Origin of the sequence: Pseudomonas sp. D4-21 (genome assembly GCF_051132125.1) — a bacterium.
GTDB lineage: Bacteria > Pseudomonadota > Gammaproteobacteria > Pseudomonadales > Pseudomonadaceae > Aquipseudomonas.
In genome coordinates, this window is the sequence record NZ_CP071664.1 from 2,273,425 (window position 1) to 2,288,961 (window position 15,537).

Annotated in this window: 12 protein-coding genes, 1 tRNA gene and 2 pseudogenes; 8 read left to right on the plus strand and 7 right to left on the minus strand. The window is 55.7% G+C overall.

Translation table 11 applies throughout. The annotated features are described in order from the left end of the window. Window positions 1-121 precede the first annotated feature (121 nt). Window positions 122-404 (minus strand): annotated as a pseudogene (locus J3Q04_RS10345) (peptidylprolyl isomerase). A 73-nt stretch (window positions 405-477) separates the two neighbouring features. After that, window positions 478-1,362 carry an esterase/lipase family protein gene (locus tag J3Q04_RS10350; RefSeq protein WP_434606432.1) on the minus strand — a complete coding sequence of 295 codons (885 nt, stop codon included), beginning with the start codon at window positions 1,360-1,362 and terminating at the stop codon, window positions 478-480. A gap of 324 nt (window positions 1,363-1,686) precedes the next feature. On the opposite strand from J3Q04_RS10350, the gene J3Q04_RS10355 reads away from it, so the two are divergent. Then, complete coding sequence (locus J3Q04_RS10355) at window positions 1,687-2,739, plus strand: hypothetical protein (RefSeq protein ID WP_434606429.1); 1,053 nt, start codon at window positions 1,687-1,689, stop codon at window positions 2,737-2,739. 73 nt (window positions 2,740-2,812) lie between these two features. Here J3Q04_RS10355 and J3Q04_RS10360 read toward each other — a convergent pair whose 3' ends face one another. Continuing rightward, the gene (locus J3Q04_RS10360) at window positions 2,813-3,883 is read right to left on the minus strand and encodes a 3-deoxy-7-phosphoheptulonate synthase (protein WP_434606426.1); all 1,071 of its coding nucleotides are present in this window, start codon (window positions 3,881-3,883) and stop codon (window positions 2,813-2,815) included. A 570-nt stretch (window positions 3,884-4,453) separates the two neighbouring features. Here J3Q04_RS10360 and J3Q04_RS10365 point away from each other — a divergent pair. From J3Q04_RS10365 to J3Q04_RS10395, 7 genes are all read left to right on the plus strand, one after another. After that, window positions 4,454-4,606, plus strand: a complete 153-nt coding sequence (locus tag J3Q04_RS10365; RefSeq protein ID WP_434606423.1) for a hypothetical protein — start codon at window positions 4,454-4,456, stop codon at window positions 4,604-4,606. Window positions 4,607-4,616: 10 nt separating this feature from the next. After that, a complete protein-coding gene (locus J3Q04_RS10370; RefSeq protein ID WP_434559475.1) occupies window positions 4,617-5,045 on the plus strand; it encodes a GNAT family N-acetyltransferase in 429 nt (142 codons plus the stop codon). A gap of 129 nt (window positions 5,046-5,174) precedes the next feature. After that, window positions 5,175-5,816 (plus strand): response regulator transcription factor GacA, encoded by a 642-nt coding sequence (gacA, locus tag J3Q04_RS10375; protein WP_003200277.1) that lies wholly within the window; start codon window positions 5,175-5,177, stop codon window positions 5,814-5,816. Window positions 5,817-5,818: 2 nt separating this feature from the next. Next, window positions 5,819-7,642, plus strand: coding sequence for an excinuclease ABC subunit UvrC (gene uvrC, locus J3Q04_RS10380; RefSeq protein ID WP_420763562.1), 1,824 nt, complete (start codon window positions 5,819-5,821; stop codon window positions 7,640-7,642). Between the two features lie 32 nt (window positions 7,643-7,674). Next, window positions 7,675-8,235 (plus strand): CDP-diacylglycerol--glycerol-3-phosphate 3-phosphatidyltransferase, encoded by a 561-nt coding sequence (gene pgsA / locus J3Q04_RS10385; RefSeq protein WP_030141409.1) that lies wholly within the window; start codon window positions 7,675-7,677, stop codon window positions 8,233-8,235. 62 nt (window positions 8,236-8,297) lie between these two features. Beyond that, window positions 8,298-8,373: transfer RNA gene (locus J3Q04_RS10390), tRNA-Gly, on the plus strand. 222 nt (window positions 8,374-8,595) lie between these two features. Beyond that, complete coding sequence (locus J3Q04_RS10395) at window positions 8,596-10,431, plus strand: tyrosine-type recombinase/integrase (RefSeq protein ID WP_434606420.1); 1,836 nt, start codon at window positions 8,596-8,598, stop codon at window positions 10,429-10,431. 56 nt (window positions 10,432-10,487) lie between these two features. Here J3Q04_RS10395 and J3Q04_RS10400 read toward each other — a convergent pair. The 4 genes and pseudogenes from J3Q04_RS10400 to J3Q04_RS10415 all read right to left on the minus strand — a co-directional run bounded on the left by J3Q04_RS10400 (window position 10,488) and on the right by J3Q04_RS10415 (window position 15,493). After that, window positions 10,488-10,951 (minus strand): annotated as a pseudogene (locus tag J3Q04_RS10400) (hypothetical protein). Between the two features lie 257 nt (window positions 10,952-11,208). Further along, window positions 11,209-12,438: a three-Cys-motif partner protein TcmP gene (locus J3Q04_RS10405; RefSeq protein ID WP_434606418.1), complete on the minus strand. Its 1,230-nt coding sequence runs from the start codon at window positions 12,436-12,438 to the stop codon at window positions 11,209-11,211. Between the two features lie 31 nt (window positions 12,439-12,469). Then, window positions 12,470-13,252 carry a phage Gp37/Gp68 family protein gene (locus tag J3Q04_RS10410; RefSeq protein WP_434606417.1) on the minus strand — a complete coding sequence of 261 codons (783 nt, stop codon included), beginning with the start codon at window positions 13,250-13,252 and terminating at the stop codon, window positions 12,470-12,472. Window positions 13,253-13,714: 462 nt separating this feature from the next. Beyond that, on the minus strand, window positions 13,715-15,493 hold the full coding sequence (locus J3Q04_RS10415) for a hypothetical protein (RefSeq protein ID WP_434606415.1): 1,779 nt from the start codon (window positions 15,491-15,493) through the stop codon (window positions 13,715-13,717). Window positions 15,494-15,537 lie beyond the last annotated feature (44 nt).

Here is a 15,537-nt window from a genome sequence, read left to right on the forward strand (position 1 = left end):
TTAAAGCCGGGTGATCGATGAGTGCGATTTGTACGCGAGGGACGCGCTGATCGCCAGCCCTTCGCATGGCTCAAGCATGACAGCCCGCCCTAAGGCGGACCGTCGTGTCGATAAACCGAAATCAGTCCTGGCGGCTGGTTACTTCCAGCAGGTGATAGCCGAACTGGGTCTTGACCGGGCCTTGAACCACATTGATCGGAGCGCTGAACACCACGGTGTCGAACTCCTTGACCATCTGGCCCGGGCCGAACGAGCCCAGGTCGCCGCCCTGACGGCTGGATGGGCATGTGGAGTTGGTTTTTGGCGACTTCAGCGAAATCAGCGCCAGCTTCAATCTGGGCCTTGAGTTCGTTGCACTTGTCTTCGCTGGAAACCAGGATGTGGCGGGCAGTGGCTTTGGCCATGGAGGTATTTCCTTTCAGTGTCGTAAAGCGCCCAGCCTACCGGAATCAGTCCGCGGTTGTTGCCAAAATTGCGTCAGAGTCCGACGATCCGCAAGCGTTCTGCATGTTTCACGTAGAGCTCCATCGGGTCGTTTCCCTTGCGCCAGCCTCCGTCAGCGCCCTGGTTGAGGGTGTCCAAGTGATCCATTGGGTAGTCGGAGCGGATCACCTTGCCCAGGTGGGAGCTGAAGCGTCCGACGATGCCATCGTTCTGTCCCGCCTCGGTGGTGAAATATTCGGAAAAAGCGCGGCAGAAGTCATGCAACGGATCGGGCGCGCTATTGCCGGCTTGTTTCACGGTTTCCTGCACCGTGCCACTCCAAGAGTAATACCGCACGCCGTTAACCAATTGCGGCCCGTTGCCGCCCCAATGTCGGGGCAAGCCTTGCGGATACCTGTCATTGAATGCGCCTACGCCTTCGGTAGTCAGCGCCCCCAGCGCTGCAATAGCGTTTTGCGGAAGCTGTGCCTGGCCACTGAGCAGTGAAATGATATCGGCGAAAAGCGTGGCGACCCGGTTCGCCACGTGTTCCGGCAAACGACCAGGCGTGAGGGCCTTGCGCAGGAAATCAGCGAGTTCCGACCCTTGGTTGGGGCCGCTGACGGAGGTGACCGAGGCGACACTGCCGGGCGCCAGGGCGGCGGCATAACGAGCGGCCAACGCGCCCTGCCCGTGGCCGATAAGGTTGACCTTCGTGGCCCCGGTTCCTTCGAGAGCCCGGTCCATCTGAGCCAGCAACTGTTCGCCGCGCGCTTCGTTGGAGTGGGTGGCCGACACGTACGGGACGAATACTCGGGCGCCGGCATTGCACAACGCCTGTCTGACGTCGTGAAAAAGTTCGAGCGGGCCGACCCTGTCGAACCCGAACAAACCATGTACCAAAAGGATGGGAAAGCGGGTGGTTGCATTCCGTTGCATGTTCGTACCTTTTTCGAAGAGGTTCATGTTGAGTTTGCGGCACCACTCTAATCCAGGCCGTTAGTGAGCGGTGTAGGACCAAACCGTTACTAGCTGTGGAAACAGGAATAGAAAGCGCGAGAAATTTTCCTCAAAAGCCAGGCGGCTCCTGCGGTTTCGGACGCTTCCGATAACCGATTGCCCTTCAAGCCACATCTCAAGGAGCGAGAGACCACGCAACTTGTCGCCTCGTCTGGCTGCGCGTCCCGGGCCGGAGAGTTCTAATGGTTTCATCCGGTGTCGCTATGGAAGCGGTGCCCCTTTCCAAGGGACTGGAGCCTGGAAATGACCATTGAATCAACTGTACGAAAAAGCCGGCCTCCATCGCGAAAGCTGCCCGCGCCTTCTCTGGCGAGGGCCCGCGAAGGCATCGTCGACCCTGCCTGGAGCAAGGCCGTCATCACCGTCAAGCCGTACCCGCTCATGTCCTGTGGCGACGAGCTGATGTTGTATTGGCGCGGGCTCAATAACGAAGGCGAGCAGTACCACCATCAAATTCGCCGGTTCGTCACGGAGCGGCAGGTCGGGCGCGAGCTTGTCTTTGTTGTACGCGAACCGCATATCGCCGAACTCGACGGCGGCTCGCTGGACATTTCGTACCGGGTCATTGGCAAGCAGTTGCCGACCGCATTGGCCTCACAGGCCCTTCAGTTGCAAATTGGCGACGTGGCGCCGCTGCTGCTGCCACCCATCGCCAATGATGCGGTGGGTGGGCACCTTGATCCGGGGCGGGTGCCTGAAGGCACGACGATGACCGTGCGGCCTTATTCGCGAATGGCGGCCGGTGATCGACTGATCCTTCTGGCCAGCCGCGATTCCAAGCCATTGTGGCGGGATGTGCTGGACATAGAGGCTCATGCAGTGGGCGAAAAAGTATCGTTCTGGATCGATCATGGAGACATCGCTTCCCATATCGGGCACTCGTTGACCGTGGCTTATGTCGTCAGGCGCGGACATTCGATACGTCGAGCCGAGCCGCTGTCCGTCTGGATCGGTCCTCTGGTACGCCCAGCGCTGGTGGCGCCGAGGGTATTGGAGTTGATGGAGGGTGAACTGGATGTCGACGGGCTCCATGGCGCAGCGACGGTGGTGATCGACGGCGTAGGGCTGGAGGCGGGCGAACGGGTCTGGTTGCAATGCGACGGCAGCTACTCGGATGCCCAGGAGCGGGAAATCACCGAGGCCACGGCCGGCAAGCCAGTTGTCTTCACGGTGCCGATTGCCTATTGGCAGGAGCAGGGCGGCCAATCGGTCCGCCTGTTCTATCAGGTTGAGCGTCTGGATGATGTAAGCCAGCGCTCGCCGGAGATCACCATTGAAGTTCGCGCCAGGCCGTAACGAAGGATCCGCAATGAAAAAAACCGTGGCGAGGGAGCTAGCTCCCGCGCCACGGCATGAACGGGTCCGAAACTCAGACGCCCAATCGCAACCTGCGATGAGCCTGGCGCAGCAACTGCTCGGTGGACTCCCAGCCAAGGCATCCATCGGTCACCGACACGCCGTAGCGCATCGCCGGCCCCAACGGTTGGCAGCCTTCGAAGAGGTGGCTTTCGAGCATCATGCCGATCAGGGCCTTGTTGCCTTGCAAGCGCTGTTGCAGCACGTCCTCGAACACTTGGGGCTGGCGCAGCGGATCCTTGCCACTGTTGGCGTGGCTGCAATCGACCAGAATGTGGGCCGGGATGTTGAGGCGGGCGAGGTCGGCGTGAATCTGCGCCACGCTTTGGCGATCGTAGTTCGGGCCGCGGTGGCCGCCGCGCAGGACCAGGTGCGTATCAGGGTTGCCTTGGGTCTGGATGATCGCCGGATGCCCTTGGCTGTCGACGCCGAAATGTCGATGGGGGTGCGCCGCGGAGCGCATGGCGTCACAGGCGATGCCAACCCCGCCGTCGGTGCCGTTCTTGAAACCGACCGGCATGCCCAGACCGCTGGCCATTTCCCGGTGAATCTGCGATTCAGTGGTGCGCGCACCAATGGCGACCCAGCTAAGCAGGTCGTCGAAGTAACCGGCGGCCATCGGCTGCAACAGCTCGGTGGCCACGGGCAGGCCGAGTCGGAGCATCTCACGCATCAACTCCCGTGACAGCTCGAGGCCGGTGGCCATGTCGTCGCTGCCATCGAGATGGGGGTCGTAGGCCAGGCCTTTCCAGCCCACGGTGGTGCGGGGCTTTTCCACGTAGGCGCGCATCACCAACAGCATGCTGTCGCTGACTTCCCGGGCAAGGCGAGCCAGGTTGGCGGCGTATTCGAGCGCGGATTTCGGGTCGTGGATGGAGCATGGGCCAACGATGACCAGCAGGCGGGAATCTTCGCCGTCGAGGATGGCGCGGATGGCCTGGCGATGGGCGCCAACTTGTTGGCTCAATATGCTGTCTAGCGGCAGTTGTTGCTTGAGTTGCAACGCGCTTGGCAGGCGCAGGGTCAGGGTTTCATTGGCAGGGCTGAGCGTGGACAGCGGCAAAGCGGAGACGGACGAATTCATGATCTGGCTTCCTGGGCGAGCAGCGGGTTCGTTCCCGCGCCGGCCCTAGTTGGGTGTTCGACAATTGGCCGTAATGGCCCGCAACGTTGGCATGCCACCGATAGGTGACCGATCGGAGGCGGCAGGCTGTCCCGAGCGGTGGCTGGTAAATCGCCAGGCGGAAAAACTGTCGTAACGGTAATAAGTGGCGTAGTTCATGGTTCGATCCTCAACTGGTGTGATGCTGCGTATGTCTGGGGCCTGAAAAACAAAACCCCCGGTCGGGAGGCCGACCGGGGGTTTGGAAAACTCTGGAAGGCGACCCGTTTAAAATGGGCGCCGGTTGGGTATCAGGCGCGCCAGTGGCTAAACCAATACCCAAAATAAAAGCTTACCGAAGTTGGCACGTCGTTCGCCCAGGCAGCCACAACCGAGCGCGAGGCACTGGTAGGTTGAAGCGGTGAAAGGGCGCTGGACATGGTGTGTCTCCGATGAATGATCTGGAGCTTACAAGAGCGCGGGGCGGCCGTTCAATAAGAAAATGCTATGGCCTTTTAATAACAACCCCATCGCTTGAATCCGACGGGCTTTATGACAAACTCCAGCGTTGTGCCAATTTCAATCACCGAAGTCGACAATGACCCGGATGGCACGCTAATGGCAGCGGCCCCAGGCGTGGAAGAGCTGTTGGTCATCGCTCGCCGCGACGACGGTCGTTGGGCGGGTGAGCCCGTGGCATTGTGACGAGGTTTCAATGAGTTTTGTATGGCGCCCGGCTGAAGTCGGTGACGTTGAATTCGCACGTCAATTGACTTGCAGCAATATGCTTCCCTATTACCTTCGCCATGATTTGCTGTGGCAGGACGAAGCGTTCGATCTGGCCTGGGTCATCCGCCAGAACTGGATTCTTCAGCGCAATGAACAGGCGCTGGGTTTCGTCAGTCTCAGTCGTGATGCTCGCGCCTTGTACATTCGGGAGTTGCAGATCGATGAGGCGTTTCGTCGGCAGGGTGCCGGAACCTGGGCGATCGGACAGGTCTGGACGATGGTGGCAAATGAGCATCGACCGGCGTTGCGGCTCACCGTTTTCAAGGACAACCCGGCCCGCGCGCTCTATGAACGCATGGGGCTGCGGGTGGTCGGTGAGGATGAGTGTTTCCTGAGGATGCAGCGAGACGCCTAGGCTTGAGGCGTCGAATATTGGATCTGAAGACTTGTTGTAACTTTTATCTGCCCGTTTGCGCTAGGTCTGCCGAGTGCTTTTTGCTAAGGTGTGGGCAACCCATACAAGACCAAATCGTGAGGTGTCTGCTTGATTAGGGTGTTAGTGGTCGACGACCATGATCTCGTCCGTACGGGCATAACACGAATGCTGGCTGACATCGATGGCCTGCAGGTGGTTGGCCAGGCCGAATCCGGGGAAGAATCCCTGATCAAGGCGCGTGAATTGAAACCCGACGTGGTGCTGATGGACGTCAAGATGCCGGGCATCGGTGGTCTTGAAGCCACGCGAAAACTGTTGCGTAGCCATCCGGACATCAAGGTCGTCGCGGTGACCGTCTGTGAAGAAGACCCGTTTCCCACCCGGCTGCTTCAAGCTGGGGCGGCGGGCTATCTCACCAAGGGCGCTGGCTTGAACGAGATGGTCCAGGCCATCCGCCTGGTATTTGCCGGACAACGCTACATCAGCCCGCAAATCGCCCAGCAATTGGCGATCAAGTCTTTCCAGCCGACCAACGATTCGCCCTTCGATGCGCTGTCCGAGCGAGAGATCCAGATTGCGCTGATGATCGTCGGCTGCCAGAAGGTCCAGATTATTTCCGACAAATTGTGCCTGTCGCCCAAAACCGTCAATACCTACCGTTACCGTATCTTCGAAAAGCTTTCGATCAGCAGTGACGTCGAGTTGACGCTGCTGGCGGTGCGTCATGGCATGGTCGACGCCAGCGCCTGATAATGACCGAACAGTTTGATCCAAGTGCTTTCCTGTCCACGTGCAGCGGCCGCCCCGGCGTGTACCGCATGTTCGACAGCGACGCGCGCCTGCTTTATGTCGGTAAGGCCAAAAACCTCAAGAAGCGCCTGGCCAGCTACTTCCGCAAGACTGGCCTGGCACCGAAGACGGCCGCGCTGGTGGGTCGCATCGCGCAGATCGAAACCACCATCACCGCCAATGAAACCGAGGCGTTGCTGCTTGAGCAGACGCTGATCAAAGAATGGCGGCCGCCGTACAACATTCTGCTGCGCGACGACAAATCCTATCCGTACGTGTTTCTGTCCGACGGGGCGTTTCCGCGCCTGAGCATTCATCGCGGAGCCAAGAAGGCCAAGGGCCGATATTTCGGTCCTTACCCCAGTGCCGGGGCGATCCGTGAAAGCCTGAGCCTGTTGCAGAAAACCTTTTTCGTACGCCAATGCGAAGACAGCTACTACAAGAACCGCACCCGGCCCTGCCTGCAACACCAGATCAAACGCTGCAAGGCGCCCTGTGTCGGCCTGGTGGAGCCCGAGGTCTACGCCGAAGACGTGCGTCACTCGGTCATGTTCCTGGAGGGGCGTAGCAATGCGCTGACCGATGAGCTGTCGGCCGCCATGGAAGAGGCCTCGATCAATCTCGAATTCGAACGCGCCGCTGAGCTTCGCGACCAGATCGGGCTGCTGCGCCGGGTTCAGGACCAGCAAAGCATGGAAGGCGGCAGCGGCGACGTCGATATCGTGGCCGCGTTCATCAACCCGGGCGGCGCCTGTGTGCACTTGATCAACGTGCGGGGCGGCCGGGTTTTGGGCAGCAAGAACTTCTTCCCCCAGGTAGGGATCGAGGAAGACGTCTCCGAAGTCATGGCCGCTTTCCTGGGTCAGTACTACATCAGCAGTCCGGAACGCGACTTGCCCAGCGAGTTGATCGTCAACGTGGTTCATGAGGACTTTCCGGCCTTGATCGAAGCCATCGAAAAGCTTCGCGGTCGCGAACTAACCATCAGCCACCGTGTGCGTGGCACCCGTGCGCGCTGGCAGCAACTGGCCGTGACCAACGCCGAACAGGCCCTTGGCGCACGCTTGGCCAACCGCCAGCACGTCGCGGCGCGGTTCGATGCCCTGGCCGATGTCCTCCACCTGGACGAGCCGCCGCAACGGCTGGAGTGTTATGACATCAGCCACTCCAGCGGCGAGGCAACGGTAGCCTCCTGCGTGGTTTTCGGCCCGGAAGGTCCGATCAAGTCCGATTACCGTCGCTACAACATCGAAGGCGTTACCCCTGGCGATGACTATGCCGCCATGCATCAGGCATTGATGCGGCGTTTCAGCAAGATAAAGGACGGGGAGGGCAAGTTGCCGGACATCCTTCTGGTAGACGGCGGCAAGGGCCAGTTGTCCATGGCCCGGGACGTCCTCAACGAGCTGGCCGTCCCTGACCTGATCCTGCTCGGCGTGGCCAAAGGCGCGACGCGAAAGGCCGGTTTCGAGACGTTGTACCTGAACGACGCGGCCCACGAGTTCACGTTGAAAGGGGATTCGCCGGCGCTGCACCTGATCCAGCAGATCCGCGACGAAGCCCACCGTTTCGCTATCACCGGCCACCGTGCCCGCCGAGGCAAGACCCGCCGCACCTCCACGCTGGAAGGCGTGGCAGGGGTCGGGCCGACGCGCCGGCGCGATCTATTGAAACATTTTGGTGGATTGCAAGAACTGTCTCGTGCCAGCATCGAGGAGATAGCCAAAGCACCCGGTATCAGTAAAAAGCTCGCAGAGTCGATTTATGCAAACCTGCATAGCGAGTAGAATGCCCGTCAACCTCGTAGCCAGTTGTGCCGATGAATATCCCAAACCTGATTACCGTTCTACGCGTCCTGCTCATCCCGATCTTCATATTGCTGTTCTATTTGCCGTACCACTGGAGCTACGTGGCCTCCGCCTCGGTCTTTGCCTTCGCAGCCGCGACGGACTGGCTCGACGGCTACCTGGCTCGCCGCCTGGAGCAGAGCACGCCGTTCGGCGCGTTCCTCGACCCAGTGGCCGACAAACTGATGGTCGCGGTGGCCCTGGTGCTGCTGGTGCAGGAACACGGCAACCTCTGGCTGACCCTGCCGGCGGCGGTGATCATCGGGCGAGAAATTGTCGTATCGGCGCTGCGTGAGTGGATGGCCGAGCTGGGCGCCCGCGCCCAGGTAGCCGTGTCGAACCTCGGAAAATGGAAAACCGCCGCGCAGATGCTGGCCCTGGTGATTCTGCTGGCCAACCCCTCGGATTTCAGTTTTTGGGTGCTGTTGGGTTATGCCTTGCTGCTGGTGTCCGCTGGGCTGACGCTATGGTCGATGGTCCAATACCTGCGCGCCGCCTGGCCGCACCTGCGGACTGACGTTGATCCGAAATAAACTTTTTTGAATCAAAGGGTTGACGGCGTGTTTGGATTCTATAGAATGCGCCACACCAAGACGCGGGAATAGCTCAGTTGGTAGAGCACGACCTTGCCAAGGTCGGGGTCGCGAGTTCGAGTCTCGTTTCCCGCTCCAAATATTGCGCTACAGAGTTCCACTGAATTCTGTAAGTGATTGAAATCAGGGCCTTTAGGCCCTTTTTTCGTTCCAGCGGGAACCACTGAAATCCAGCACTGTCCGGTGCGTTTAAGTCCAGAATTGAGTCCAGGATTCTGACGAGCACTGAATCGGTTTAATGCTGGAGCAGATTGTGTAGCGAGATGAGCATCTGGCCCTGACTCTGTTCAGGAGCTCGCGATGGCACTCTCAGAAATGACAGTTCGGCATGCCCGAATCACTGGTAACGACTACACCCTCGGCGACAGTGATGGTCTCACACTCAACGTGACGGCCAGAGGTGGAAAAGTCTGGCTCTTCCGCTACTACTGGGCGGGCAAGCAGAAGCGCATGTCCTTGGGTTGTTACCCGCAAATCTCCCTCAAAGATGCACGTACTCGACGTGACGAGGCGCGCGCCTTGGTTGCCCAGGGCATCAATCCCTATGAGCATCGTAAACAACAGCGACTTGCTGTTCATGCTGCGAAGGACCACACCTTCGAGGCCGTGTTCAATCAGTGGGTAGCGTTCCGCAGGCTAAGCCTGAAGGAAGGGCGCCAGAGCACGCTCTCGCAGATCTTGAGAATCTTCAATAAGGACGTCCTGCCCACGCTAGGCGGACGCTCCATCTATGATATCAATCGTCACGATCTATTGGATTTGCTGAGCAGGATCGAACAGCGCAAGGCCTTAACGACTGCCGAAAAATGCCGGACCTGGTTCAACCAATTGTTCCGCTATGCGCTGGTGAAGATCGAGGGGCTGGAACACAACCCAGCTTCAGACCTTGATGTAGTTGCACTCCCCAAACCTCCGGTTACGCACAATCCATTTCTTCGTATGGACGAGCTTCCGGGATTGATGGCTGCTCTTCGAAGCTACGGCGGTGCCAACCAAACTCGGCTTGGCCTTCGGTTGTTGTTGCTGACCGGTGTCCGCACGGGCGAATTGCGGTTGGCAACACCCGACCAGTTCGATCTGGAGAAGCGTTTGTGGGTCATACCGGCGGAGGTGGTGAAGCAGCTCCAGTTAGCGATGCGAAAGCCAGGTAAGCAGACCCAAAATGTACCACCTTACATTGTCCCGCTATCGGTCCAGGCGCTGGAGATCGTGCGTCACTTGCTGGACCAGGTGGTCCCTGCGCAACGCTACTTGTTTGCGCATCGAAGCGACCTGAGCAAACGTATCAGTGAGAACACGCTGAATGGCGCGTTGCGTCGGATGGGGTATGCCGATCAACTCACCGGTCACGGCATGAGGGCAACGATCTCGACGGCGCTGAATGAGATCGGATATCCAAAGGTTTGGGTGGATGCTCAGCTTTCTCATGCTGATCCGGACAAGGTAAGTGCGGCCTACAATCACGCGGAATACGTCGAGCAGCGCCGGACGATGATGCAGGATTGGGCGAACCGTCTGGATCTATGGGGGCAGGGCCAGCTGAAAGCGGCTAGCTCTCCGCTTACTATTCGTTTAGAAGGTGCAGCTTCGTTACCTTCGTTGGAAAACGCGAACGCAGTTCTGTCCAGCAGTGGCTTCCCAGCGACGACGGTCCCAGCCTCCAAAACGTCCGTCAGCAACGAGCCGGTCCTTAACGCGGCTCAGTATTCACCTGTCCTACTTGCTCCAACGCAGATTGAACAGCTGCGCGAACCCCAAGTATCAGACATACAACGTCAGCGCGCCGAGATGCTCGCCATCTATGAAGCTTCGAGTAATCTGCCGCTGCTTGTCTTCGCCAAATTGGCAGGCAAATCCAGAGATCAGATCAACCGCGATATCAAGGCTCGGCGCCTGCTGTCTCTGAGCCTCGGGAATCGGGGGCAGCGTATTCCCGATTGGCAGCTTGATCCACTGCGGCACAAGTTGGTTCTCGCTGTGTTTACGCGGTTTCCGGACGTTGATGGGTGGAGGCTCTATCGGACGGTCTGTGAGCCTCATGAGCGACTGAAGGGGCGTTCGCCAATTGATGTACTCACTCTGGAGAATTTCGACGTGACTGTGCGAATCGTTTGTAGCGCGCTGGGCTCAAGCTGAGGTGCTGTCTCGTGCGGTGATAACGATTGTCGCTGCTTTCTTGGGCCCATCTAGAGCTACTTCTGAATGTGTGGACTAATCGAGTGACTTGTCTTCGTTGATGAACCAGGCTTCGACGCCTCCTTTGAATTCAAGGAAGATTCCTCTGGAGAGGGAAACCATTTATCGACCTCGACATTACACTGCCCAGACTCACTCAGTGACCACTTCACGATCATGTCTGCAGCAGCTCTGAAGTGATCAGCCATGAAGAGACATCGTCCTTTAACTGCCCAGCCACGTTCAGCTAGCTGATCAGTGACGTCGGTGATGCTCATGTCGCCAAAGTAGTCGGTGGTGTCAGGATAATGGATGCCCGCCAATGACACCTTGGTCACGCCGGATTCCCGATCAAAATACGAAAGGAAATGCCATCCACCGTGGTGCTTCCTGGATGTGGAAAATTGATAGCGGCTTTACCTGTTATGTAGTTTTCACGGGAGACGCGTTTGAGGTCAAAATCAATGAGCGGCTGGGTCATGGATGCTTTCTTAGCTCGCTTTTGCCGGGCTGATGTTCGAGCTGCAAGAACGGTCAGCCGAATTCATCGGGATCTTTTTAAAGACTCTTCGGCGATGTGAAGTACAGATATGTGCTGACAATGTACGATCTCGCTGTCACAGGGGCCGGCTGGGCCATCTGATGTGGATAGACCTTTGCATTGGATTCGACTAGGAGAGGTGACGGAAAACTGGGTGGTGGTCGGCCCCATTAGGGCGTTCCATGGTCGACACCACTTCATTTGGGGAAGAAGAAGCTTCGTTGCTTTTTGAAGGCGATGATGTCCGTTGTATGGATTTGGCTGGCCTTGCGTCTTGTTCCACCGGTAGCGGTTTGAATTTCGATCTCGTTGCTGCCTAGTAGCGCAGCATTGATGTCATCGCTATGGGCTGGAGTGTTGTTATAGATCCTTTCGAAAAAATCCCTAACAGATAAGGCGGGTGCCGAGTCGTGGAGGAATTTCGGAATGTCCTCCCTGAGCTGGTCTTTTGCCTGATCTCTAGCCGACTCATTGAAGAGGTAAAGTGTTTTACCTTCGCTAGGGTCGTGCGCAAGCATGCCAAGGCCAGATCTGCCGAAATGAGCTTGAGTCTCGCTATTTTGGTGGAGCCGGTCATTGTAAACTTGGCGAGCACGATACGAATTGGCGAGGTGTATCAGCCAATATCGCCAACCATTAGGGTTGTTGATTGAAAAAGGGCTGACAAATTTTGCACATTTCTTGAAATTTTCGAAGACGATGTTTTCCGCCACGCCGAGCCACGCTGTCTTCGATTGCTTCTCTTCAAGGATCTCGAAGTCCCGGCTGCTCAGCTGCAAGTATGCCAATTGGCTCGACAGCGTTTTTGGATCGTGCTGCTTCAGGAAGGCCAATAGGGAAGAGATGACGAAGGTATAGAAAATCTCGACTGACTCATTCAGATTCATCATGTCGATCAAGGTCGCAGTGTCAACATGGCTGTGCCCACACTGATCGAGATTAAAGATTATATTCGGGTTTTTCTCTGATTTGATCTGGGCTCTGATTCTTGGATAAGCGTGTTCGAATAACTCGGTCGAGTAGCGGGCTTGGACTTTAAGCCGGCTGTTCGAAATGCTATGGTGAAGAATAATCGGGTTCAGGACTCTTTCCAGAATGTCAATTGCCATCCGTTCAGCGTCATTCAGGAAAAGGCTGCACTCGATATCCACGAGAGGTAAATTGTTAACTGCCCTGTAGGTGTTGATGTCAGTTAACGCTCGATTCAGCTCTTCCACAAAGATGATGGGTGAACCGGCAGTGCCGCATTTGTATTGGCCAGCACCACTGAAGCCGTCTACCACAGCCAGGCGAAATTTTCTGACCTGCGGGTGCTTGCATCGTGTGATTACGTACTGATAAAAATAATCGCGAAGTATTTGATGTTTCTTCCTTGAGTGCTCTTCAAGAATTGCACCTTCTTCCCAATCATACTTCTTCTTAGCCATGGATATTCCTTGTCAGGCTACGGTATTTCTATTAGGCCATGCCCAACAGCTTTATAGGCATCTCATCCCAGGTTTTGCCACGGTATTCGCGACCGTTAGCTTTTTTCGAACGGCGGACATTGTCTTCACCCCACGTCCCCCACTGTTTAAAGAAAAACGCTGTGCCGCTTTCTAGGCACTGCGTGTAGATCTCATCAATCCAGCCTTCCTTCACGGGCCGCGCTTTATTCCCGCTCTCACCGCCGACAATCGCCCAGTCAATCTGCGAGAGATCAATGCTGCCTACGGGGCCAATCAATGGCTCAAAGGAGATGAATCTGATCTGGGCAGGTGTGTCTTTCAGAAACTGAACGCGCCCGGCAGCATCACGATCTTCCACAGAGGTGCCCAGCCACACATTGGGTAGCACCTCACTGATGACTTCATTGAGGATCTGCTTCATCCGCTCTGGCCGCTTGGTCAAAATCTGGTAGTTGTGATGCGGTGTTTCTCGCATGACCTTCCAGACAGCAATAATGAACTCGTCACTGACCTTCTCATGGAACAGGTCGCTCATGGAGTTCACGAACACCTTCCTGGGCTTCTTCCACCGATAGGGGATGGCCAGGGAGTCATGATCCTCAACAATTGAACCGTTCCAGACGATGCGCTTATTCTTTTTGCGGGTCAGTCCAACGTACTTGGGAGTGCCCATGGCCTCGAGGCGGCGTGCCATCTCCATGGCATAGCAGTTTTTGCACCCGGCGCTAATGATGGAGCAACCAGCTACTGGGTTCCAAGTAGAGTCCGTCCACTCGATCTGTGTCTCTGCCATATCCCTTCCTAGCTCCTCGTCTGCGTTCCTAGCTGGCGCATTTATGTCCGAGCGAGCCGAATCCGGGGTTCATCATAATGAATTCCTTACCGTAAGGGCAGCTACATGGAGCAGCGCCGGCTCGTATGTTGTGTGCTGGATGTCTATCCAGTTTAGCGTCTTCTGGGAGTTAGGCTGACTCTGACGGAGCTATCGACTTAATAAGGGCAGCCGAAATGAGATGACCGGCGCTAATTGATCGGGCGAAGCCTTGTTCACCAGTGGTGATCGAGTGTCCTGTCGCACATATGCCTTGCAGACAGATCTGGGCGAGATGTTTTCTGCTGTCCCTCCACCAGGGAAGGACGCCAAACGTCCTACAATGTTGTTCTGCCGTGTTGGGAGATTTCTACAGTTTCACACTGATTCTCAGCGTATAGGCACGGTTTCGTCAGTCACATTGTGAAGGCTTAACCAATTGCTCTACAGATTCAGCGTGTGCATCCCCTTCGCATAATGCGGCCCTACGCAAAGTGCAGTTTTGTCTAGCTCCGGATCAACCATGGAGGTCGTCATGATGACCTGATAAGGCGTTGAATCGTGATGCGATAGCGACTCTACCAAGACGCGCTGAAAATTTTGACTGCGCTCGGAGTTCATTCCCTTGTCTTCTGTGTTGTCCAGCAACAAAAGTCTAGGATAACGCATAGTCTGATCTTCCAAAGACTCCAACAGGATCGCAAGATGAAAGCTGTTCTTAAGGATCGTTTCCGAACTTGCGGAGAATTTTGAACGACCGTCAACCAGCATAAAGTCTTTACCGAAATCAAACATTACAGCTCCGGAGTCGTTAAAGGCCGGCTCGAAACCACCATCCTGCTTCAGCAACTCTACTGTCTTTTCGGAAATGCGGCCTTCTACGGTTTCCCGACGCGTGCTAGTTTGACTTCTCTTAATTTTGATATCTTCTCCCAAGTTTAGAATGGACTCGTTAAGAATCCGTTTCTTCTCGATGAGGCCCTCTATCGCTGCAACCAGTTTGGCTTTGGTATCGTAATTTTTAATACGCTCCTCAACGCTCCCAATTTTTGCAGAGACCTCATTAAGTTGCAGAGTTCGGTCGGAGCTTATACGTAGAGTTGTGACGTGCTTGGCCCTTAAAGCTTGAAGTGCTAGCTGGTTGGATTCCAGGTAGTGGGAGTGCTCACTAAACTTTGTCCTCATTTCAAGTAATACTTGAGTGCTTTCCTTTTTTTGAAAAATCAACTCATTCAAGGCTGCTAAATAAGAAGCCTCTCTAGAGTTTGTATCAATCTCGGTTTTGCACAGATGGCATTGATCTCTCTCATGATTGGTAATGGCGGAAAGACAGCTTGGACAAAACTTAAATCTTACTTCACCAAAAAAGTCATAGGCAGTCTTCGACTCTTTAAGGGATTTGATTCTTGAGTCTATTGCCGAAATAAAAAGTTCGGATTCTACTATTTCATTCACCATCTCCGCCTGCTTAGCAGTTCGAATGTCGATCTCCTTGGAGAGCTCGCCAATGGCTTTGGCTGCCTTCTCGGCCTCTACATTAAGCTCCGCGTCAGAGGTCTCTTCAGGCTGGACAATCAGGCGCTCGCGTTCCGCAAGAAGCTCCTGTAGTTCGATATTGGCATTTTTGATGGCAGTATTGAGTGAGGTCTCACGCAACGTGCCTTCGGATGGCGATACGTATCTGTAGATTGAGTCTAATTGCCCATCAATTTTGGCGAATTCTGATTCGGCTTTTGCGAGCTTTTGCTTCAGCGAGTAAATTCCGAGATCATCAAGGCCGAGTAAGAAGTCACCTATCGCCTGGCGCATGCTAGGCTTGTCGAAGGTTGTGTGCTCAGCTCTCAAGATCTTGTTTACTGCAGTGCCCTGGTCGACATAAATCAGTCGCAAGACCTGATGAATAGTCAAGTTGGAAAAGTCATCAGTTTGGTCGTGAGGCCAATCTAGTAATTCAAATATTTGTTGAGAAAAGCTTAATTTTTCATCGGTTCGAATCAAACCATATTTTTGCCACACGGCTGATGTGCCTGCTTCGCAGAGTTCAGTGTATGACCCTCCGAAAAAGCTCATGGGTGGCTTCTTTCCAGGCTCTACCGTCCTGTGTATGGTCATCACATGACCATTAATTTCAATTTCAGCAAAAACCCCATCACAGGTTTGCGCTTCTTCATTCCACCGATCTTCAGCAATATCCCCACCCAGGCAGCTAAATAGAAAGTCCATGATTGTTGACTTTCCGACACTGTTGGCGCCTCGGATTATATTGA